The 21539-nt window shown below is 65.3% G+C and carries 21 protein-coding genes; 8 read left to right on the top strand and 13 right to left on the bottom strand.

Annotation, left to right across the window (positions count from 1 at the left end; genetic code table 11):
* Positions 1-266: 266 nt before the first annotated feature.
* A complete protein-coding gene (locus CUJ90_RS26785; RefSeq protein WP_114164704.1) occupies positions 267-1181 on the bottom strand; it encodes a helix-turn-helix domain-containing protein in 915 nt (304 codons plus the stop codon).
* A 187-nt stretch (positions 1182-1368) separates the two neighbouring features.
* Here CUJ90_RS26785 and CUJ90_RS26780 point away from each other — a divergent pair, with 187 nt between their 5' ends.
* On the top strand, positions 1369-2376 hold the full coding sequence (locus CUJ90_RS26780; protein ID WP_083081331.1) for a helix-turn-helix transcriptional regulator: 1008 nt from the start codon (positions 1369-1371) through the stop codon (positions 2374-2376).
* A 71-nt stretch (positions 2377-2447) separates the two neighbouring features.
* On the opposite strand, the gene CUJ90_RS26775 is transcribed toward CUJ90_RS26780, so the two are convergent.
* Complete coding sequence (locus CUJ90_RS26775) at positions 2448-3209, bottom strand: ABC transporter permease (protein WP_073428516.1); 762 nt, start codon at positions 3207-3209, stop codon at positions 2448-2450.
* Positions 3206-4132 carry an ABC transporter ATP-binding protein gene (locus CUJ90_RS26770; protein WP_114164240.1) on the bottom strand — a complete coding sequence of 309 codons (927 nt, stop codon included), beginning with the start codon at positions 4130-4132 and terminating at the stop codon, positions 3206-3208. The genes CUJ90_RS26775 and CUJ90_RS26770 overlap by 4 nt, the downstream gene beginning before the upstream one ends.
* 398 nt (positions 4133-4530) lie before the next feature.
* On the opposite strand from CUJ90_RS26770, the gene CUJ90_RS26765 reads away from it, so the two are divergent.
* Complete coding sequence (locus CUJ90_RS26765; RefSeq protein WP_114164239.1) at positions 4531-4926, top strand: hypothetical protein; 396 nt, start codon at positions 4531-4533, stop codon at positions 4924-4926.
* Between the two features lie 173 nt (positions 4927-5099).
* Here CUJ90_RS26765 and CUJ90_RS26760 read toward each other — a convergent pair whose 3' ends face one another.
* Both CUJ90_RS26760 and CUJ90_RS26755 read right to left on the bottom strand, forming a co-directional pair.
* A complete protein-coding gene (locus CUJ90_RS26760) occupies positions 5100-6800 on the bottom strand; it encodes a tannase/feruloyl esterase family alpha/beta hydrolase (protein WP_114164238.1) in 1701 nt (566 codons plus the stop codon).
* Entirely contained in the window at positions 6797-7930 is a 1134-nt protein-coding gene (locus CUJ90_RS26755) for an OpgC domain-containing protein (RefSeq protein ID WP_073428520.1), read from the bottom strand. The genes CUJ90_RS26760 and CUJ90_RS26755 overlap by 4 nt, the downstream gene beginning before the upstream one ends.
* A 574-nt stretch (positions 7931-8504) precedes the next feature.
* On the opposite strand from CUJ90_RS26755, the gene CUJ90_RS26750 reads away from it, so the two are divergent.
* Both CUJ90_RS26750 and CUJ90_RS26745 read left to right on the top strand, forming a co-directional pair.
* Positions 8505-9689 (top strand): acyltransferase family protein, encoded by a 1185-nt coding sequence (locus CUJ90_RS26750; protein ID WP_114164703.1) that lies wholly within the window; start codon positions 8505-8507, stop codon positions 9687-9689.
* A 75-nt stretch (positions 9690-9764) separates the two neighbouring features.
* Positions 9765-10013, top strand: coding sequence for a hypothetical protein (locus CUJ90_RS26745; RefSeq protein ID WP_073428521.1), 249 nt, complete (start codon positions 9765-9767; stop codon positions 10011-10013).
* Positions 10014-10038: 25 nt separating this feature from the next.
* Here the strand turns inward: CUJ90_RS26745 and CUJ90_RS26740 are convergent, their stop codons facing one another.
* Together CUJ90_RS26740 and CUJ90_RS26735 are read right to left on the bottom strand one after the other, a co-directional pair.
* Positions 10039-11943, bottom strand: coding sequence for an ATP-dependent metallopeptidase FtsH/Yme1/Tma family protein (locus CUJ90_RS26740; RefSeq protein ID WP_073428522.1), 1905 nt, complete (start codon positions 11941-11943; stop codon positions 10039-10041).
* Between the two features lie 580 nt (positions 11944-12523).
* A complete protein-coding gene (locus tag CUJ90_RS26735) occupies positions 12524-12793 on the bottom strand; it encodes a hypothetical protein (protein WP_114164237.1) in 270 nt (89 codons plus the stop codon).
* Positions 12794-13059: 266 nt separating this feature from the next.
* On the opposite strand from CUJ90_RS26735, the gene CUJ90_RS26730 reads away from it, so the two are divergent.
* Positions 13060-14097 (top strand): helix-turn-helix transcriptional regulator, encoded by a 1038-nt coding sequence (locus CUJ90_RS26730; protein WP_114164236.1) that lies wholly within the window; start codon positions 13060-13062, stop codon positions 14095-14097.
* 3 nt (positions 14098-14100) lie between these two features.
* Here the strand turns inward: CUJ90_RS26730 and CUJ90_RS26725 are convergent, their stop codons facing one another.
* The gene (locus tag CUJ90_RS26725; protein ID WP_073428525.1) at positions 14101-15414 is read right to left on the bottom strand and encodes an MFS transporter; all 1314 of its coding nucleotides are present in this window, start codon (positions 15412-15414) and stop codon (positions 14101-14103) included.
* A 196-nt stretch (positions 15415-15610) separates the two neighbouring features.
* On the opposite strand from CUJ90_RS26725, the gene CUJ90_RS26720 reads away from it, so the two are divergent.
* Complete coding sequence (locus CUJ90_RS26720; protein ID WP_073428652.1) at positions 15611-16234, top strand: ABC transporter ATP-binding protein; 624 nt, start codon at positions 15611-15613, stop codon at positions 16232-16234.
* A gap of 56 nt (positions 16235-16290) precedes the next feature.
* Here CUJ90_RS26720 and CUJ90_RS26715 read toward each other — a convergent pair whose 3' ends face one another.
* From CUJ90_RS26715 to CUJ90_RS26705, 4 genes are read right to left on the bottom strand one after another with little or no spacing between them, the layout of a single operon-like run.
* The gene (locus CUJ90_RS26715) at positions 16291-17610 is read right to left on the bottom strand and encodes a sensor histidine kinase (RefSeq protein ID WP_073428526.1); all 1320 of its coding nucleotides are present in this window, start codon (positions 17608-17610) and stop codon (positions 16291-16293) included.
* Complete coding sequence (locus tag CUJ90_RS26710) at positions 17607-18347, bottom strand: response regulator (RefSeq protein ID WP_073428527.1); 741 nt, start codon at positions 18345-18347, stop codon at positions 17607-17609. Before CUJ90_RS26710 ends, CUJ90_RS26715 begins: the two co-directional genes overlap by 4 nt.
* Positions 18348-18354: 7 nt before the next feature.
* The gene (locus CUJ90_RS33660; RefSeq protein ID WP_268801990.1) at positions 18355-18477 is read right to left on the bottom strand and encodes a hypothetical protein; all 123 of its coding nucleotides are present in this window, start codon (positions 18475-18477) and stop codon (positions 18355-18357) included.
* On the bottom strand, positions 18474-18854 hold the full coding sequence (locus CUJ90_RS26705) for a GFA family protein (RefSeq protein ID WP_073428528.1): 381 nt from the start codon (positions 18852-18854) through the stop codon (positions 18474-18476). Before CUJ90_RS26705 ends, CUJ90_RS33660 begins: the two co-directional genes overlap by 4 nt.
* Positions 18855-19050: 196 nt before the next feature.
* On the opposite strand from CUJ90_RS26705, the gene CUJ90_RS26700 reads away from it, so the two are divergent.
* Both CUJ90_RS26700 and CUJ90_RS26695 read left to right on the top strand, forming a co-directional pair.
* Positions 19051-19581: a thioredoxin family protein gene (locus CUJ90_RS26700; RefSeq protein ID WP_073428529.1), complete on the top strand. Its 531-nt coding sequence runs from the start codon at positions 19051-19053 to the stop codon at positions 19579-19581.
* Between the two features lie 254 nt (positions 19582-19835).
* On the top strand, positions 19836-20249 hold the full coding sequence (locus CUJ90_RS26695) for an organic hydroperoxide resistance protein (RefSeq protein WP_073428530.1): 414 nt from the start codon (positions 19836-19838) through the stop codon (positions 20247-20249).
* A 102-nt stretch (positions 20250-20351) separates the two neighbouring features.
* Here the strand turns inward: CUJ90_RS26695 and prpF are convergent, their stop codons facing one another.
* Entirely contained in the window at positions 20352-21539 is a 1188-nt protein-coding gene (prpF, locus tag CUJ90_RS26690; protein WP_073428531.1) for a 2-methylaconitate cis-trans isomerase PrpF, read from the bottom strand.

Below are 21539 nucleotides of genomic sequence, written 5' to 3'. Positions count from 1 at the left end.
TTGCAAGCCGCGCAATGCGCAGCACACTGTGCAACGTACGTGGTTTCCAGCAAGGCGGCGCGTTGCACTTTGCGCGCTTTGCGCCTTGCTGGCAAAACATAGCCGGCCACCAGCCGCAGCGCCTGCGGTGGGGTCGTGCGGCCGAGCAGCGTCGCCGGCCCTGGAAAAAGACATTGGCGGGGTCCATGTCCCGCACCCACCGGCGGCTCGCCGCTCAGACATCGCCTGCCGGGCAACCGGCCACTTCCAGCCGCGCAATCCGTACTTCAGCCGCGCAGCCGGTAGGCAAGCGGCGTCACGCCGTAGCCACGCTTGAACTGCACGGAGAAATGACTGGCACTCTCGAAACCAACTGCAATCGCAATCTGCAGCACCGTCTGCCCGGTGGCGCGCAAAAGCCTCGCTGCTTGCTCGAGCCTCAAGCGCGTGACGAACTGATGGGGCGTTTCCCCGGTCTCGCGGCGAAACACGCGCGCAAAATGAAAACTGCTTAACCCGGCCTGCGCGGCCAGTTCGCTGATCGCCAGATCGGCGGCCAGATTCGCGCGGATATAGTCGGTCACGCGGCGGATGCGGCGCGGCACCAGCCTGTCGGGCCGCTGTGCAGGCATGGCACCCCGCGCTTGCCGGCCGCGCGAGTAATGCTGCAGAAGATGCGCGGCGAGCGCGTGAACCAGCGCGTCCACATAGAGACGCGAGTCGGCCGGATCGGCCGCGGCGCGGTGCAACGCGTCGATCATCGCGGCGACCAGCGGATCCTTGAACTGCATTGCGTCGCCAAGCGACAGCTCGCGCGAGCCGTCGAGTTCCATCTGATCGGCGACGCTGTCGATCAGGCCACGCTCGATATGCAAATGGACGGTCGACAGCGGCTCATCGCTGGTCGACCGCCAGCGCCACGAGATCGGCGCGGGCGGCACGAACCACACGTCGCCCACGCGCAGCTCGGCGCTCTCCCAGCGCCCGTTCAGGTTGCGCTCGAGATGTTCGGCGCCGCTGCCGAGCGTCATCAGCGTGAGGTCCTGCAAGCCGGGCGCCTCCAGCAGTTCCTGCTCGACCGGTTCGAGATAGGAGCGCAGTACCAGGTGCCGCCACGGGCGCTCCACGCTCGACACCAGTTTCTGGCCCGCCATGTAGCGGTCGTAGGCGAGCGTCGTTGTCAGCTTCGGAATTCGTGCCATCACGTCGTCCATTACGAGGGAGGTGCCGTATGCAGATGAGAAAACCTGTCACAGCCGCATTGCCGGCCTGCTGTCAGCGCAAGATCCCAAAAATGATAGCAAGGAACCGGCTACCGTAATTTTTGGAAATAGCTAATCATTCAGCTTGTCTTCCTTCATGCGTTCTGAACGCCGGAGCTACCGTTTCATGGAACACGAATGCGATACGCTGCCGCACTGGCTGACCGGCTCGCCGCAAGGCGAAGCCGGGCAGGCATCGGCGGCATACAACTCGGCGCTGACCGCGCAACCGGCTTACCCGGCCGGCACGCGGCCACGCGAGAAATCGGCCCACGCGGCTGAAGCATCCAGGACACCCAACCGCACCGCAGGCATGGCGCCCGCGGGTTTTCTCACGCTCTTCACCGAAGAGGAGATCGGCACGCCGTCGCTCGCTCCCTCGCCCGCCGCGCGGCGGGCGCCGGTCATCAGTCCGCTGGTGCGTTTCGGCAGCGCGCAGGACCGCATCGAGTTCGTGCGGCGGCGCATCAAGCAGCTCGGCTTCGAGTCGTTCAGCTATTCGGCCACGCGCACCACCGCGCATCACAAGACGATGTTCGTGCTGACCAGCTACGAGTCGCAGGCGTGGCTCACGCGTTATTTCCGCGAGCGTTATTTCGAGCTCGACCCGCGCGTGGCGCTCGCCTCCCCGACCGGCATGCCGCTTCTGTGGAGCACGGCCGACATGCGTGCCGACCTGCCGCGCGCGCAACTGCGCAGCGAGCGGCTCGGCGGCCTGATCGACATGCTGGAGGCGAACGGGCGCAAGAGCGGGATCCTCACGCAGATGCCGCTGCCCGAGCCGGAACTGAGCGCAAGCCTGTGCTTCAATTCGGAAATCGGCAATCCGCGCTGGATGACGGAATCGATCGTCGCCGAAACATTGATGTTCGCGCACACGATTCACGAATTCATCTGGACGCACGCGAGGAGCGTGATCGGCATCGCGCCGGCGCAGCCGCCGCGCGTCGCGCTGAGCGACTTGCAGCATGCGGTGCTGAAGGCAGTCGTACAGGGCCAGCGCGACAAGGAAATCGCCTATTTCCTCGGCTTGTCGCCGCATAACGTCGACTACCATCTGCGGCGTTTGCGGCAACTGTTCAAGGTGCGCAACCGCGTGCAGTTGATCAACGTCGCGCAAGCCTACGTGTCATAGCCGATGGACGTGACGCGAAGTGACGCGAAGTGACGTGACGGCAAGCGCCGTCACGTCCGCCCGCTCCCACGTCAACTCTTGAGCCGATAACCGGTCTTGAAGATCCACGCGACGATCGCCAGAAACACCGCCAGAAACAGCGCGGTCATGCCGAGACTCACCTCGACGTTCACATCGGCGAGTCCATAGAAGCTCCAGCGAAATCCGCTCACCAGATAAACGATCGGATTGAGCAGCGTCACGGCGCGCCAGAACGGCGGCAGCATATTGACCGCATAGAAACTGCCGCCGAGAAACGTGAGCGGCGTGATGATCAGCAGCGGCACGAGTTGCAGCTTCTCGAAGCTGTCCGCCCAGATGCCGATGATGAACCCGAGCAGACTGAACGTGACCGCGGTGAGCACCAGGAAGAGGATCATCCAGAACGGGTGCTGCACTTGCAGCGGCACGAACAGACCCGCGGTAGCGAGAATGATCAGCCCGAGCAGAATCGACTTGGTGGCCGCCGCGCCCACGTAGCTCACGACGATCTCCAGATACGAGACCGGCGCCGACAACAACTCGTAGATCGTGCCGGTAAAGCGCGGAAAGTAAATCCCGAACGACGCGTTCGAAATGCTTTGCGACAGCAGCGACAACATGATCAAGCCCGGCACGATGAACGCGCCGTAGCTGATGCCGTCCACTTCCTTGATGCGCGAGCCGATCGCCGCGCCGAACACGACGAAGTAAAGCGACGTGGAAATCACCGGCGCGATGATGCTCTGCATCAGCGTGCGCCAGGTGCGCGCCATTTCGAACTTGTAGATCGCGCGAATTGCATGAATGTTCATTGGTTACCCCGGAGCAGACTGACGAAGATGTCTTCGAGCGAGCTTTGCGTCGTATGCAGGTCCTTGAAGCGGATGCGGGCGTCGTCGAGCGCCTTGAGCAGCGCGATGATGTCGGTGCGCCCGCCATCGCCCTCGTAGGTGTAGATCAGCTCGTTGCCGCCCTTCGCGACATCGAGCCCGTAGCCGGCCAGCGCGGGCGGCAACTCGTGGAGCGGACTCTCGAGTTGCAGCGTGAGCTGCTTCTTGCCGAGCTTGCGCATCAACTCCGTCTTTTCCTCGACCAGCATGATCTCGCCCGCGTTGATCACGCCGATGCGGTCGGCCATCTCCTCCGCTTCGTCGATGTAGTGCGTGGTGAGGATGATCGTCACGCCGCTCGCGGCAAGCGAGCGCACCAGCTTCCACATATCGCGCCGCAACTCCACGTCCACGCCGGCGGTGGGTTCGTCGAGGAACAGCACGCGCGGTTCGTGCGAGAGCGCCTTGGCGATCAGCACGCGGCGCTTCATGCCGCCCGACAGCGTGATGATCTTGCTATCGCGCTTTTCCCACAGCGACAGGTCGCGCAACACCTTCTCGATGTGAGCGGGGTTTTTCGGCTTGCCGAACAGTCCGCGGCTGAACGAGACGGTGGCCCAGACGGTTTCGAACGAGTCGGTGGTGAGTTCCTGCGGCACGAGGCCGATCAGCGAACGCGCGCCGCGATAGTCCGCCGCGATGTCGCGGCCGTCCACCGTCACACGGCCTTCGCTCGCATTCACGATGCCGCAGATGATGCTGATGAGCGTGGTTTTGCCCGCGCCGTTCGGCCCGAGCAAGGCGAAAATTTCCCCTCGGTTGATGGCCAGATTGATGTTCTTCAGTGCATGAAAACCGCTGGCATAGGTTTTCGACAGATTGGTGACCGAGACGATTGGCTGCATGGATTCGATGATGGCAGACACCGTAATTTGATTGGAAAAAGCGTCGCGAGCACGCGACCGCACCCGCAATGTAATGGAAAGTGGCAAAGCGTGCAGCGCGACGTCGCGGCGCGCCCGAAAAGCGCTCTCTGGTGCCGGAACACGTCGCGGCCACGCGCCTGCCACAGCGGTTCAATGGCTTCCGAAGCACCGTTTCGGGAACGCGCCATGCTCGATTCAAGACACGCTGCCGCGCAGCCCCGGATTCGATTCGAACCCGCGCAAGCGGCGCGTGCGGGGCCGCGCCGCCGCGTTGTCCGCGACGCACCGTTCGGTCCGGGGCACATCGCTTGCGGCAGTTCGTCCATGCGAGCGACATGCGCTTGCGTGGCATCAATCCGACTCCATGGAGGTGAACCATGAAACACATGACCAGGACAATCCTTGCTTCGGCGCTCGTGATGGCGCTGTCGGGCGGCGTGTATGCACAGGCCGGCGGCGGTGCGGGCGGGACCGGCAGCGGCGGCACCGGCGTGGGCGCGGGCGGCGGCACGACGGGCGTGACCGGCACCGCGACACCTGGCGTCGGCCCCGGCACGATGAAGAGCCCGAGCGATTCGGGCTATGGCTCGCCGGGCGTGACCGGCACCGGCACCGGCGGCGGCATGGGCACCGGCACCGGCGCCACGCCCAACAGCCTGCCGACGGACCGTTCGAACAGCGGCATGCACAAAGGCATGAAGAACGGTACGCGCAGCGGCACCAGCGACGACATGAATCGCGGGACGAGCGGCGCGACGCAAGGCAGCCAGTAACCGCAAGCGACGCTCTATCGAGCCGATCCCGTGCAACCGGGGCGGCGGCGCCTAAAACGGGCGCCGCCGCCCTCTTTCGTCGAGCTGCAAACGAACGATCGGCGCCGGCCACCGGGACAGGTTTTCTCTTTCAACGCCCTTGTGGTTTTTTCAAGCACTACGCGTGAGACGCATCACGGTTCCGCGCACACGAAACTGGCGGCGAGATTCACGTTGCCCTTGCCGGCGTAGCGTGGAAACAGCGGATAACGGCACAACGGACGCGAGCGTCCATTGGTGGCCGCCGCGATGTCGGTCGCCGTCAAGGTTTCGGGCGCCGCGCCGCGCGTGACCCAATTGTCGAGCGCGCCCAACAGATCCACCGAGGGAATGAACGCGCCGCCGCCGTGCTGAAAACCCGGCACCATGTAGAGCCGCATGAACCCGTTGACCTGGTCGATGCCGAAGCGCTCGACCAATGCGTCGTAGTAGGCGATCGTCTGATTGGGGCTGATGACTTCGTCGGCGAGGCCTTGCAGCGTGATGAGCTTGCCGCCGCGCGCAATGTAGCGGGCGAGGTCGTGGTTCATCGAGCCGATGGTCTGCGACAAGGCGACCAGTTGCTGGCGATACTTGCCCGGAGCTTGCGGATCGAACCTGAGTGAATCGAAGCCGGCGTCCCGCGCGACGAAATAGCGGACGTAGCCGTCGCCTTGCGCGAACAGGTAGCCGTTGGCGAGGAACGTCGGCACCGGCAAACGCGCCGCCTGATGTCCGAGCCCGAGCGTGCCGTTCAAACGCGTGCCCTGAAAAATGTTGTAGCCGCGATAGCCGGTCACGTCCCACGCCAGCCGGTACGGCAGCGAAAGGCCGTCGCGCATCACGAGCAAGGTGGCGAGTTGCGCGTCCGTGAGGCATTCGTCGGTCGCGGGCGCGCGGCCCGCGCAGCGCAACGACGCGATGATCTCCGCTTCGTGCGCGCGGCAAGCGGCGACGTCGCTGACGATGGCGTCCGCCGCGCCGTCGAGCCGGTCGCAAGCCGCGATCGTTCGTTGATACACGCGTTCGAGCAGCAACGGTGGAATGAAGCCGCCCGGCGTCGCGTATTCCGCATGGCCGAGCTTCACGCCGAGCAGCCGCACGCCGGAAAAATTGAGCGCGGGGGAATTGGCGATCACCCCGTCGTAGTCGTCGGGAAAGCGCTGCATGACCGTGTAGCCTTCGCGCCCGCCGGTCGAGCCGCCCGCGAAGTACATGCGCTGCGGCGGCTGACCGTACGCGCGCGCGATCAATGCAACCGCCACGTCGTGCGTTTTCTTCAGGTGCGCGTAGCCGAAGTTCGTCACGGCTTCGTCGACGAGGCCGAACACCGCGAGCGACGAATCGCCGACGTGCCCCGAGTCGTCGCCGAAAGTCGCATAGCCTTGGGCGAGCGGCGCGCGATCCGGCGAAAACGGCATCACGCCGGTGCCGCTCACCACTACGCCGTTGTAGCCGCCGCCGCCGATTTGCAGCGCGCGGCCGTTCCAGCGGCGCGGCAGATTCAGATCGAAACGGATATCGGGCGTGTCGGCCTTCAGCCCCTTGATGCGGCCGGTGATGCGGCAAAACTCGCCGCCTTGCTGATTGCCGGGCGCGGTGGCGCCGACCATCACCGCGCTCTCGATCAGCGCGCCGGCGGTCGGCAATGCGATCAGTTCGGCCGGCAGCACCGCGCCCGCGAATCCAGCGCAACGCAGCGCGAGCGGCGCTTCCGTCGACGCGGCCAGCGCGGGCCGCACGCCCAGGCTCAAGCTCAAGCTCAAGCCCAGGCTCAGCCACGACAGCGCGCCGACGACCCAGCGGGCCGTGCGCGAATCCCGCCTACCGCGCGCACCGCGCCGATACGCGCTCATCCGCAACCCGCGCCGCTCGCGACCGCCCGCGCATGCTGCCCTTTCCAGCCGCTCCAGCCACGCGCGATCATCAGGAGTGCGCCGATCGCGACCAGATCGCCGCCGAGTCCGATCAGCACGCCGCGAAAACCGTGCAACGCATGCGGCGTGGCCGTATCGACGACCAACGACACCAGCGTGCCCATGACGAAACACACGAGCCCGGTGCGGCCGACCGCCACCACGGCGGGCAGCCGCCGTGCGAGCCGCGCGATGCTGCCCATGCGCACGAACTGCGCGGCAAGCCAGGCAATGACGATGAAGTTGATCACGCGGTAGATGGACAGGTTCTGTTTAAAGGCGCCGGGCAGCGGTTGCGTCAGCACGAAGAGTTGGATGATAGCGAACGCCAGCACCGCGATCACCGCGACGCGCGTGAACCAGCGCGCGGTGCCGCCTGCGTGAAAGCGCTCGCTGATCGGCTGCACGCGGCACAGGATTCCGAGTACGAACACCAACTGCCACGCAAACGGATTAAAAGCCCACTCGGCCATGTCGTCAATGGCGAAGAGCGCGGCGAGCGGCCGTGCGAGCGCCCAGATCGCCGCGCTCGAGGCCAGCGCCAGGAGCGCGGAGCGGCGCGCGAGCGGCACCGCGAACGGCACGCAGAGCGCGTAGAGCATATACATGGGCAACACGCTCGACAGATACGGCTGACGCCGCAGCAACGCGATATCGAACGCTTCGCGCAGCGGCTGGGCCGCGAACGGCTGCCAATGGGTGAGCTCGACCATCGGCTGATTCAGGCGCAGCAGCGCGAGCACCGCGCCGGAGAGCAGCGTCAATACCGCCGTCAACAGATAGGCGCGATAGATTTCCCAGCAGCGTTTGACGAAGCGCATTCTCGCCGCGCTCTCGCCACGACCCGCGAGCACCGCCGTATACGCCGCCGCCGATGCATAGCCGCCGAGAAACACGAACACTTCGGCGGAGTCGCACAACGCGTAGGCGTGCAACATCAGATGCGACAGCGTGCTGCCGGGAATGTGATCCAGCACGATCACGAGCAGGACGATGCCGCGGAAGAAATCCACTTCGATCGAACGTCCCGTTCGGGGACTTCCTTCGGGGCGCCCGTGGCGTGTTTCCATTCGGGTTCTCGCTGGATCGCGCGCGCATGCGGCGCGCGGTGAGAGCCGCACATGTCGCTCGCTGTTTGTCATACGAAGCGACCAGAATAGAACGTTTCCGCCGGCGCCGTGCAGCGTCGCGGCGCTCGCTGACAACTCGCCTGACACATCGAACCGCGTGGCGGCGAGTTGAAATTCAACTGTCGGCGTGCGGTAAGAGTGGGGCTTCACGCACCCGGTTTGCGGAAAGATTTGCGGCTTTCGACGTTCAAAACGCCAATGCCGCCGCTAATAGCCGCAAAAAAAAATCCCTGAACCGCCTATGCGATTTTTTTCGCTTTTTTTCATCGTAGGATGAATTCACGCACGCCCGTCGGACATCGCGCAGTGCGAGCGATGCCACCCTTCGACGGCGGCCACTCATGTGGACCGGACACGCTGCCGCTGATCCGCGATCAGCCGGCTCGCCGAGCGTCATTGCGACGCCTTCTATTCGCCGCCGCTGACTTTGCCGTCACCGATGCGCGCCGGTCCTTCCACTACCGCCCTGAAGCGCAGCGCCGCGCGCGCCGCCTTCGCTCTGGAAGAAGACCACATGAACAACAGAATTGCCGGCTTCGACGGACTGCGCGCAATCGCGGTCCTGATGGTATTTTTTCAGCACCGCCTGTTCGGCGACATCGGCGAGATCGGCCATCTCGGCGTATGGATCTTCTTTGCGCTGAGCGGTTTTCTGATCATCGGCATCCTCTCCGCACAGCGCGCGCGCATCGAGAAAAACGCCAGCCGGTTCGGCGCCGAGCTCAAGCGTTTCCTGTTCCGCCGCACGCTGCGCATCTTTCCGATTTACTACCTGATGCTGATCGTGATGTGCGTGCTAATGGCGTTCGGCATCGCGAGTCCCGAACTGGCGAGCGGCATGCCGTTTCACTTCGCGTATCTGTCGAACGTCTGGATCGGCTCCGTGCTGCATTACTGGCCGGGGCGTTACTCGCATTTGTGGAGTCTCGCGATCGAGGAGCAGTTCTATCTCGTGTTCGCGCCGTTATTGCTGCTGCTCGCGGCGCGGCGGCATCGCGCGGTATGCCTCGCGATCATCGCCGCCGGACTGGTGTCGCTCTTCGCGATGCGCGCGGCGCACTGGCAGGAAATCACCATCTACACGCACCCGTTGACGAATTTCTGGCTGCTGGCGTTGGGCGGCATCGGCGGCCTGATGATCGCGGGCAACACGAGCCGCTTGCGCGCCTGGCTCGGTCACGGCGCGACGCTGTTCGTGTTGAGTCTGTGCCTCGTGGGTTTCTGCGCGACCGAACCGGCGTGGAGCGAGTTCGACAGTTCATTCGCTTTCACCGCCGTGAGCGCGTTATACGGCCTCTGCATCGCCGCGCTGGTCTGTTCGATTGCGTGCTGCCGCAACGCGGTGGTGATCGGCCTGCTGGAAACCGGCTGGCTGGTGGGCTTCGGGCGCGTCAGCTACGGTTTTTATCTTTATCACAACCTGATTCCCGACCTGACCCGCAACCATCATGCGGTGGCGTTCTTCGGCGGCGCGGTGCCGATGTGGGCGCATGTCGCGGGCATCATCGCGTCGTTTGCGATTTCGCTGGCGATAGCGCTGCTGTCGTGGCGGCTGATCGAAGAGCCGATCCTTCGTCTGAAGACGCGGCGTGCGCCGGCTGACGCGACAAATCCCGCCGCGGCGCAAGCACCTATCGCGCGCGCGGCTCGCAATGAGCCCACGTTGAGGGAGGACGGCGCCGCTTCCGACGCCGTTTGATAAGACCGCCTATGCGGCGAGGGTGGCACAGGCGTTGCTGACGAATGAGGGCATCACATCAACCGGAGATTCGTCATGGCAAACATGCCCAATCCCCCGAACGAACAGGAGCAGAAGCCTGATGAAGACCCCGGCGGCCCGCCCACCGAGGTCTCCAAGCCCGTTGGCGACGCATTTCCCACGCCAGTCGAGCCGGGCCTCGATCAGCCGTTGCCGGAAAAAGGCGAAACCCCGCCGCACGACGACGAGGCCAAACACAACCCGTTAGGCGAAACCGAAACGCCGCCGGGCGTGCCGCCGCCCGGCCCTTCCGACTTCGCGTGAGACCCCGCGCTCTACAAAATCCGCTTCAGGCGGCGGCCGGCTCGTGGACGATCTTGAGCGAGTTCTTGTGTTCCCGGATCAACCGATAGACCGTTTCTCCGGGCACCGTTTCCTGTTCGAGCAATTCGTCCGCGATGGCCCGCAGCACCGGTTCGTAAGCGTGCAGCAGACCGTAGCAGAGTTCGTTCAACTCCTTGAGCAGCACATTCGCGTGCTCGATGGCGCTCTTCATCTGCAGACCCGCGTACTGCGAGGGCAGCGCCGCGAGGCTGAACAGGTCGCCGTCGCTGTTGAAACCGAATTTCGAAACCATGTCGAGGCTGATGCGCGACGCCTCCTGCAAATCCGACGCGGCGCCGCTCGATGCCTCGGAGAAGGTGAGGATTTCGGCATTGCGCCCGCCGAGCAACACCTGGATTTCGTTGCGAATCTCGGTCTCGCGGTACAGGTGCTTGTCCTGCGCCTTGGTGATGAGCGCCACGCCCAACGCGCCGCCGCGCGGCAGAATCGTGACCTCTTCGAGCACGCCCGTGCCGAGCAGCGCCGCGACGAGACCGTGCCCTGCTTCGTGCACGGCGATGCGCGTGCGTTCATCCTCGCTCAGCGCGCGCTCGGCGCCGCTCACGTCGCCGATGCGCGCAATCTTGATCGCTTCCATGAAATGCTTCGAGGCGATCTCCGTGTCGCCGGCCTTGCGCGCGACGAGCCCCGCCTGATTCACCACCATCGCGACCGTCGCCGGAGACAGGCCCGTGGTGAGGCGAGCGAGTTGATCGTAGTCGATGTCGGCGGATTTCGACTTCAGCTTTTCCGCGTAGAAGCGGAAGATCTTCGCCCGGTCCTCGCGATCGGGCAAACGAACCTGCACGGTGCGATCGAAACGGCCCGGCCGGCGCAACGCTTCATCCAGATTGTCGGGGTGGTTGGTCGCCGCGACGATGATGACGCCTTCGTTCGAAGCAAAGCCGTCCATTTCCGCGAGCAACTGATTGATGATGCGATTGCTCTCGGCCTCCACCGGACCGCCGCCGGTATCGGTGCGCTTGGCGAGACCGTCGGCCTCGTCGATGAAGATCACCGTGGGCGCGTTCTTGCGCGCGAGTTCGAACAGATTCTTGACCTTCTGAATGCCGACGCCGTAGTACTTCGCGCTGAAGTAGCTGCCCGTGATCGAGATGAAGCTCGCGCCGCACTCGCCCGCGAGCGCCTGCGCGAGCCGCGTCTTGCCGACGCCCGGACCGCCCACCATCAGAATGCCGCACGGCGCGCGCACGCCCATCGACGTGAATTGCTTCGGGTCCGACAGATAGCCGCGAATGTCCGCGAGCGCGGCCTTCGCTTCGCCCGCGCCGATCACGTCGTCGAAACGCAGCGTGGGCGCCTTGCTGAGCAACTGCGCGCCGCCTCGCATCTCGCGGCGCATGAACCACACCATGCCGCCGATCAGCAGCAGCGGCAGCAGCACGCTGATCGCGTCGCGGGTCTGCTCGAATACGCGAATCCAGGTGGCGCCGCCGGTGCGGATATCCGCATCGGGAAGCCAGACGAGTTGATACGGCGCGGCCTCGCCGGACTTGGGTTCGTCGAGCAGCAGCGCATGCGAGAACGCCGCATTGTTATCGGTGACGAAGTACTTCGAGCCGTCGCGCCTCGACACCAGGATCGCGTTCGGACTCACGCCGATCGCCGCGACGTTGGCGCCGCGCACATCACGCATCATTTGCGACGCGTCTTTCTCTTCGCGCGTCCACGCCGACGGATCGTGGCGCATGTCCTGTGCGACGCCGGTCAGCGCCGGTGCGGCTTGCGCGTTGCGCTGCTGGTGATGCCAGAAGCTGAATGCGAGCAACGCGGCGATGAGCGCCGCACCTACCGCAATCGCGAGTTTGCGTGCGCGTCTTTTCCCAAGCGAGTTCTTTCCCGGCTTCATGAGTCACTTCCAAAAACGGGCTCAAAGCGAGCCCCAATACTTGTAAAAGTCAGAGGAGTAGAGATGTGTGGGGATCGACTGCTGCGACACCCTGCAGCCTGAAGAGCGCCCCAGGCCTGCGCCCTTTTAGCGGCACTCATGCAGGTGAGTATGCCGTGGCGCCGCTTTTTCCAAATCACGGAAAAAGCCCATTTCCACCGTCTATCCGGGGATTTGCGCCCGCCGGAATTTTTAGGGAACGAGCGATCGGTTGAAATACGAGATACGCTGCTCCGGGCACAGTTTAGCAGCCCTCTATTCGCTGTGTACTTTGGATACCTACAATTAGCCGCGCCCTATTTAAAAGCGGTCAGATTTACGGCAAATAGACTCGATTGGAGTCGATTGGGATCGAGGAAAACGGCTGCATGGCCGCGCTCGCGAAGCCGCTTTATTCGAAGGCGTGCGTTCGACGCCCGCACCAATGAGCGACGGGCCTCTTCGGGCCCGTTCGCATCATCGCCGCTTCTCTCCCAGGCTCTTCGTTTTTATTTTCGATGCAGGCCGGCATCGATCTGGTCTCGCGCTGTCAATCTGCTGTTCAACCTTCGCGTCCACGGTTCGCGACCGGCGCTTCGTTACCCAGTCTCGTCAGAAGTCTGGTGAGACGTTGCCGCTGGCTGCCAATCAGCTCATGCGTCTCTTCGAGCGCGCGGATGCGTTTTTCCCAGTAGTCCTGGCCGAGCGGATACGGTACGCCGGCGCCGCCCTCGCGCGACAGGTACTCGACCATGTTCTCCAGATGCTCCAACTGTATGTCCGCCAGGCTCGCCGGATACCGCCCGCCCGGTTGCCGCTTCGTGCCGTTCATCGTTCCATGCCCCGGTGAATTGCCAGATTGGCCAGGCGTGGACCTCGCCTCCGCGCCGCGGCGAACCAACGCTCTGTGATCGCGCAGTTGCGATTTCACGGGACCGGGCAGTGGATTTCGGCCGCGCCGTCGGCGAAAACGATCTGCAGCTAATCGTGTGACATTAACGTAGGTTTTTTGTTAGGCTTTACCATCCGTCTCAAATTCCGGCGACGGCAGCCGAAATACCGCCCGCCGCCGCATCCCCCGCTTGCCGCATCGGACCCATGAACCAGCGCACCTTGCCGCCACATCTGGCCGCGGCCGCCACGGCCGATTCGCGCTCCGTCGTCTCGGTGAACCGTTTCAGCACGCACGAACTCGCGCCCGGCGAGCAATTTCTGGCCTGGCGCCAGCGCGTGGGCCATGTGGTCGACGCCCCGCCGTCGAAAGAGCGGATCGCCGGGGGATTTCGCGGTGAAATCGATTTGTATGCGGTCGGCGGCATCGTGTTTACCGACTGCCGCACCGATCCGATGCTGCTCGAACGCTCGGTGGCCCGCGTCTCCACCGACTCGCGGCGCGATTACGTCTTCCAGCTCTTTCTCGAAGGAGAAATCGGCCACGTCAAGGGCATGCACAGGAAGCGCAGCGCGCCGGGCTCGGTGCAAGGCATCGTCGCGTTCGATCTGAACCAGCCGTTTCGCGTCGAACGCCCCCGGTGCCGCCTGCTGAGCGTGTTCGTACCGGCCGCGATCGTCGACGAGGAATTGCGCGACGGCGCGGCGCTTCACGGCCGCATCGTTCAGCAAGGCTCGCCGCTCACCGGCCTCGCGCTGGATCATCTGGCCGCGCTTGCCAGGGAAATCCCCAGGCTCGATGCGGGCAGCGCGAGCGAGGCCCTGCACGCCGGCGCGCAGTTGCTGACCGCCGTGTTTCGCCAGGAGGCGCGCCTGACGGGCGCGGACCGCGCCGCGCTACAGGCGGCGTTGATGGGCCGCGTGCGCCGCTACGTCGAAGCCAACCTGCACGACGGCGAACTCACGCCCACGCGTGTGGTTCAGGCGTTGCAACTGAAACGCGCGACGATCTATCGCTGGTTCGAGCACGAGGGCGGACTCGGCGCCTATATCCGCAATCGCCGGCTGCGGGAAGCCGCGGACGAACTGGTTCGCTTCCCGCAGTTGCAGGTGGCGGAAATCGCCTATGGGCTGGGTTTTCACAGCGCGTCCGACTTTACGCGCGCGTTCCGGCGCGCCTTCGACATGAGTCCGCAGGACATGCGCGGGCGCGCACTCGCCCTGCAAGCAGGCACCCCGGCGTAGCAATCAGAGCGGCGGCCGGGGCACGGCGCAGGCGGTGCGCGCCTGCGGCGCCGCGCTCTCGGGGAACTGCTTCAGCGCGGCCAGCGCGAGTGCCGTCGCGCCCATCAGATACCACGCCGGAATCATCGGATCGCCCGTCAGATTGATGAGCCACGTCACGAGGAACGGCGAAAATCCGCCGAACAGCACGACGCCGAAGCTGTAGATCACCGACACGCCGCTAGCGCGCCGATGCGCGGGAAACGCCTCCATCATCAGCACCGAACTCGCGCCCGCGTTGTTGACCGCCAGCGCGACGTAGGCCGTGATGATGACCAGCGCGGCGAGATCGCTCACGCCGTGAGTCAGCGCCCAGAACACCGGCCAGGCCGCGATGAGCGACGCCGCCAGCGACACGTATTGCAGCGTCTTGCGGCTCGCGAGCCGGTCGGCCGCGCGTGCGACGAGCGGTGTCGCCACGAGAATCGCGACGCCCGACAGGCACGCCGTCAGCAGGCTGACCACCGGCGGCCGATGCAGCGTGCGAACGAGGTAGGCCGGCATATAGAACACGGTGAGGTAGATGCTCACCGAGGGCGCCGCCATCATCAGAATTCCGCAGACGAGCGGGCGCGTGTGCTCGGCGAACATGCGCCGCGGATTCAGCCGTGCGCGGCGCGGCGGCGCGCCGGCCGGCATGCGGCGGCGCAAATACCAGCCCACCGGACCGATCAGCCCGCCCAGCACGAACGGAATGCGCCATCCCCAGTCGTGCATGGCGGCGGGCGACAGCAGCGCGGTGGTGCCGGCGCCGACCAGCGCGGCGGCGAAGGCGGCCGCCCCCTGGCTGGCCCCGCGCCAGCTCGCCATGAAGCAGCGGCGCCCACGGCCCGCCGACTCCATCAGCGAGGCCGACGCCGGGCCGATCTCGCCGCCCGCCGCGAGCCCCTGCATCAGGCGCGCGAGCACCATCAGCACGCTCGCGGCGGGGCCGATCGACGCATAGCCGGGCAGGCACGCGATCAGCCATGTGCCGAGCGTCATCAGCGCGAGCGAGACGGTGAGGCCGGCCTTGCGGCCGTGGCTGTCGGCAATGTGACCGATCATCAGCGCGCCGAGCGGGCGCATCACGAAGCCCGCGCCGAAGGTGGCGAGCGAGAGCAGCAGCGACGAGCCGGGATCGTCCGACGGAAAGAACAGATTGCCGATGATGACGGCCGAAAAGCTGTAGACGGTGAAGTCGTAGGCGACGAAGCCGTTGCCGATCACGATCGCCGTGACGATACGTCGAAGTTCGGCGCGGGACGGCGTAGCCGTGTTTCCGGCGGCAGTGTGCATGAGGGGCGCTTGAAGCGTCTGTCGAAGGGTTCGGGAAGATGACGGAAGAGACCCGGCTTCCGTGCCGGCCTCTCCGCATTAACGGTCTTGAAACACGCGACTTTAGCCGCCCTTGGATCGGCCCGATCCGCAGGCGAAAAACTCGCGCTGCTACACTGCGCACCATCGCAATTCTTCGCCGAGCCCGCTCCAACCCATGCTTCGATTCGACAACCTCAGCAAGCGCTATGGCGATCGCATCCTCTTCGAAGGACTGCGCTACGACAGCACGTCCGGCTGCGTGGCCCTCGACGACGAATCGGGCAGCGGCAAATCCACCTTGCTCGGCATTATCGCCGGCACGATCGAGCCCGACGCGGGCGAAGTCTGGATCGGCGGGCATTCGCTGCGCACCGCGCCGGCCGCGGCGAAATCGTTGCTGACGTATGTGCCGGAAGACTGCATGACGTACCCCGATCAAACCGGTCGCGCGTATCTGAACGCGGTGGCTTCGGCGAGAAACGCGGCGGTCGGCGGCGATATCCTGGCGCTGGCCGAGCGCTTCGGTCTCACGCCGCATCTCGACAAACGCTTCGAACAGATGTCGTTCGGCACGAGAAAAAAGATGTTCCTCACGGCAGCCGCGCTCGGCGAGACCAGGGTGCTCATCGCGGACGAACCGGTCGGCGGGCTCGACGCCGCCGCGCGCGCCGCGCTGGTCGATCTGTTCAGGATGCTCGCCCGAACGCGCACGGTGTTTTTCTCGAGCTACGACGCGGTGTTCACCCAGGCTTGCGAAGCGAGGAGCGTCGATTTCGCGGGGCTTGGCCAGCGCGGTTAGAAAGCCGGGCCGCCTTCGCGCGCCGTCCCGACATCGACCGTCCTGGCCCCGCGCCACTACCCGAGGTTCTTCAACACCAGCCGCGCTTCCAGCCCGCCGCCCGGACGATTGTGCAAGGTCAGCGTCGCATCCATCGCCAGCGCGAGTTGGCGGGCAATCGCAAGGCCGAGCCCGGTGCCGCCCGTGTGCCGGTTACGCGACCCTTCGAGCCGGTAGAACGGTTCGAACACCGCCTCCAGCGATTCAGCCGGTATGCCCGGCCCGCGGTCGAGCACCGACACGGTGACCTGCCCGTTCCCCGCCGCGGCCAGCCCGATCTCGGCCGCGCCGCCGAACTTCAGCGCGTTGTCGACCAGGTTGCCGACGATCCGGCGCAGCGCCTGCGGCCGCGTGACCAGCGCGGTCGAAATGCGGCCGTTCAGCGACACGTCCTGCCCCGCGTCGACGTAATCGCACACGAGGCTGTCGAACAGCGCGTCGGGGTCGATCCGGCAAGGCACCTCGGTCGCGCCGTGCAGCGTGCGCGCGTAGGTCACGCCCTCCTTCACCAGCGTTTCCATCTCCTGCAAATCCTGCTGCAGTCTCGCGCCCTCTGCGCTGTTGTCCATCACGTCGACCCGCAAACGCATGCGCGTGATCGGCGTTTGCAGATCGTGCGAGATCGCCGCGAGAATCTGCATGCGTTCGGTCATGTAGGTCGCCACGCGGTCCTGCATCGCATTGAACGCCCTTGCCGCGCGCGCCACTTCGTCCGGTCCGTTCTCCGGCAGGCGCTCCGCTTTCAGGTCGGGGCCCAGCGTATCGGCCGCCCGCGCCAGCCGTTCGAGCGGACGCGTGGCGAGCCGCACCGCCAGCCAGCAGCACGCGGCGAGCACCGCCAGTTGCAGCGCCAGCACCAGCGGCAGCCAGCGCGACAAAGGCGCGCCGGACATCGGGTGCATGTCGATGGTGAGCGGCGCGCCGTCGCTCAGCTTCAGGTGCACCTGCAGATGCTCGGCCTCGCCGGGCACGGCGTTGGCCGTCAACGCATAGCGCTTGCCGATGCCTTCGGCGATCGATTCCGCCGCGCGCGCCGACAGCCGCGCATCGGGCGGGCCGCCGCCCACGCCCGGCTCGAGCATGAAGCTGTAACTGCGCCGCGCGAGCCGCGGCAACCAGGCGTCGCGCTCGGCGGGCGGCAAATGATCGAGCAGCGCGACCGAACTGGCGACCTCGCGTTCGATATAGCCCATCATCACATTGGTCATGGTCTGATCGCGCTCGGTCATGGTCAACCAGAACGACAGCGTCTGCGCGAGCGCGAGGCCGACGAACAGGATCAGCGCGAGCCTCGCGAACAGGCTGCGCGGCCAGCGCAACAGCGAACGCGCGTTCATTGCGGGCCTTCGATATGCGTCACGGCGGCGCTGAACACATAGCCTTCGCTGCGCAGCGTCTTGATGTAGCGCGGCTCGCGCGCCACGTCCCGCAAACGCTGACGCAGCCGGCTCACCAGCAGGTCGATGGAGCGGTCGAAGGCATCGGCCTGGCGGCCTTGCGTGAGATTGAGCAGCTGATCGCGCGTGAGCACGCGCTGCGGATGATCGAGGAACACGCGCAGCAGACGGTACTCCGCGCCGCTCAACGCGACCATCGTGTTCTCGGCGTCGAGCAGATGGCGCGCGGTGGTGTCGAGCCGCCAGTCGCCGAAAGCGAGCATCTGCGCCGATTCCGTGACCTCCATGCCGGGCGGCAGCATGCGCGCGCGGCGCAGCACCGCGCGAATCCGCGCCAGCAGTTCGCGCACGGCGAAGGGCTTGGGCAGATAGTCGTCCGCGCCCATTTCGAGCCCGACGATACGGTCCGCCTCCTCGTTGCGCGCCGTGAGCATCAGCACCGGCACCGCGCGGAACTTGCCCGCGCGCAGTTCGCGGCACAGCACGAGGCCATCCTCGCCTGGCATCATGAGGTCGAGCACGATCAGATCGGGCGCGCCGTGCTCCAGCACGGCGCGCATCTGCCGGCCGTTGGCGGCCAGCGAAACGCGCATGCCGTTCTTCTCCAGATAGCCCGCGAGCAGTTCGCGGATGCCGCGATCGTCGTCGACGATCAGCACGTGGTCGGTGGTTTCCATCGACAGCTCATTGCCTCCTGCGTTTCATCTGCACCCGGCTCGCATTGACCAGTTCGCACTGCACGGGGTGCGCCATTTCCGCCGCGACGCCGCCCGCGAGGAAGGCGAGGATCGCAAGCAGCCGCTTCATGCGTCCTCCACGACGGACAGACTCGCACCGTCGTTGACGCCGGCATCCAGCGTATACGGATCGACGCCTTCAAGGCAACCGATGTTCGCACGCCACAGGTGCGGGTCCTTGCGCGTCTGATGAAACGGATAGATGCCGCAATGCTTGCAGAAGTAATGCCGGGCGACGCGCGTATTGAACTGATACAGCGTGAGCGCGTCCTCACCGCTCAGGATGTTCAGCGCGCCCGCCGCGAACGGCGGCGTCATCAGCGCGCCCTTGCGCCGGCACAGGCTGCAATTGCAGCGGGCGGCAGGCGTGACGGCGGTGCGCACTTCGAATCGGACGGCGCCGCAATGACAGGCTCCCTTCAGCGGTTCGTGGCTTTCGTGACTCATACGGCTCCCCTCGATAAGCGATGACTGCGTTATAGCGGAGCGTCACGCGCGAATTGTGTCCCAATGTATCCGGCCTGCCGCGCTACACAAAACATTGCACAGGCGGGGTTTCGCCGACACAAGCCGGATACGTGCGGGCGTTTCAATAGCAGCCATGCCACTCCCTTCGACCCTTGCGCACTTTAAGGACTTTGATATGGTCACCACGCTCAAGACATTGACCGCCGCCGCCGTGTTGGCCGCCGCCGCGGCCAGCAGCGGCGCCGCGCTGGCCGACACGCCCGCCACGAGCCTCCCCGCGCCGGAATTCACCGGCATCGACACATGGCTCAACAGCGAGCCGCTGACCTTGCAGCAGTTGCGCGGCAAGGTCGTGCTCGTCGACTTCTGGACTTACACCTGCATCAACTGCATTCACACGCTGCCTTACGTCAAAAGCTGGAATCAGAAATACAAGGATCAGGGTCTTGCGGTGATCGGCGTGCATACGCCCGAGTATCCGTTCGAGCGCAGCACGGAAAACGTCAAGACCGCCATCAAGCGCTTCGGCATTACGTACCCGGTCGCGCAGGACAACGAGTACGCGACGTGGAGCGCCTATCACAACCAGTATTGGCCCGCGCTCTACCTGATCGACAAGAAAGGACGGGTGGTCTACACACACTTCGGCGAAGGCGATTACGCCGAAACCGAGTCGGCGATCAAGGCATTGCTGGCGCAAAAGTGACCGCGCGTGCGCGGTTCGAGCGCGGATTCGTATTGCAACGTATCGGCGGGTTGTACGGACACAGAACCTTGCAATAGTCCGTTATGCCGACACGAGCCGGCCGACACGAGCCGGATACCTCGGCGCGCTTTAATCAGGCAACCGCGGATAGCAGACGAACGCCACGCGCGGCGCGGCTATCCGGGCGTTTTATTTCCGTTTTTTTGTCAGTCCGTTCAGGGACTGTCGCCCCTCAACTTCACGAAGGCATCGTCATGACGCAAGAAAAAGTGCTGTACACAGGCAAGACCCACACGACCGGCGGCCGGGACGGCGCATCGCGCAGTTCCGACGGCCGTCTCGACATCAAGCTCACGAGTCCGGGCGCGTCGGGCGCCGGCACCAATCCCGAGCAGTTGTTCGCGGCGGGCTGGTCCGCCTGCTTCCTCGGCGCGATCGGATTGGCCGCTGCGCGAATGAAAGTCGCCGTTCCCGCGGACACCGCCGTCGACACCGAAGTGGATCTCGTCGTGGCGGACAACGCCTACTTCCTGCGGGCGCGCTTGAACGTCAGCCTGCCGGGTCTGGACCGCGAGGTCGCGCAAGCGCTCGCGAACACCGCGCATCAAACGTGTCCGTATTCGAAGGCGACGCGCGGCAATATCGACGTGGTCATCAACGTGATTTGAGCGGGACAGTGCGTGCCCCACGCGACGGCGAATCGTGTCGTCGCGGCCGGCTTGCACCTGCTGGCCGGTGCAAGCCGGCTCAGTTGCGGCGTCGCGTGTCCGTCAAGCCGGCGGGGGCACGCGCACCCACCCTTCCATCAGCACCCGCGCGCTACGGCTCATGATGGCCTTGGTGACGGTCCACTCGTCGCCGTTGCGGCTCGCTTGCGCTCCCACGCGCAACGTGCCGGACGGATGCCCGAAGCGCACCGCCTCGCGCGCGCCGCCGCCGGCGGCGAGATTCACGAGCGTGCCCGGAATCGCGGCCGCCGTGCCGATCGCCACCGCGGCCGTGCCCATCATCGCGTGATGCAGCTTGCCCATCGACATCGCCCGCACCAGCAGATCCACATCGCCCGCGCCGATGCGCTTGCCGCTCGACGCCACGTAGTCGGCGGGCTTGGCGACGAAGGCGATTTTCGGCGTGTGCTGACGCGTCGCGATCTCATCGAGATGCTCGATGAGGCCCATGCGCAGCGCGCCGTGCGCGCGGATCGTCTCGAACATCGCCAGCGCTTTTTCGTCGCTGTTGATGGCGTCCTGCAACTCGGTGCCCCGATAGCCGATCGCTGCCGCCTCCACGAAGATGGTGGGAATGCCGGCGTTGATCATCGTCGCCTTGAGCGTGCCGACGCCCGGCACTTCGAGGTCGTCGACCAGATTGCCGGTCGGGAACATCGAGCCGCCCGCGCCTTCTTCTTCCGCGGCCGGGTCCATGAATTCGAGTTGCACCTCGGCGGCGGGAAACGTGACGCCGTCGAGTTCGAAGTCGCCGGTTTCCTGCACCGCGCCGTCGGTCATGGGCACGTGGCCGATGATCGTCTTGCCGATATTCGCCTGCCAGATGCGTACGACCGCCACGCCGTCGCGCGGAACGCGGCTCGGGTCGACGAGGCCCGCGCCGATCGCGAACGGTCCCACGGCGGCCGAGAGATTGCCGCAGTTGCCGCTCCAGTCGACGAACGCCTTGTCGATCGAGACCTGGCCGAACAGGTAATCCACGTCGTGATCGGGCTTGCTGCTTTTGGCGATGATCACCGTCTTGCTGGTGCTCGACGTCGCGCCGCCCATGCCGTCGATCTGCTTGCCGTACGGGTCGGGGCTGCCGATCACGCGCAGCAGCAGCGCGTCGCGCGCCGCGCCCGGCGCTTGCGCGGCTTCGGGCAAATCCTGCAGGCGAAAGAACACGCCTTTACTGGTGCCGCCACGCATGTAGGTGGCCGGAATCTTGATCTGAGGCTGGTGGGCCAT

It is taken from the genome of Paraburkholderia terricola, from assembly GCF_003330825.1.
In the GTDB taxonomy this organism is placed as follows: Bacteria; Pseudomonadota; Gammaproteobacteria; order Burkholderiales; family Burkholderiaceae; genus Paraburkholderia; species Paraburkholderia terricola.
This window is presented reverse-complemented; position numbering and strand designations above follow the sequence as displayed.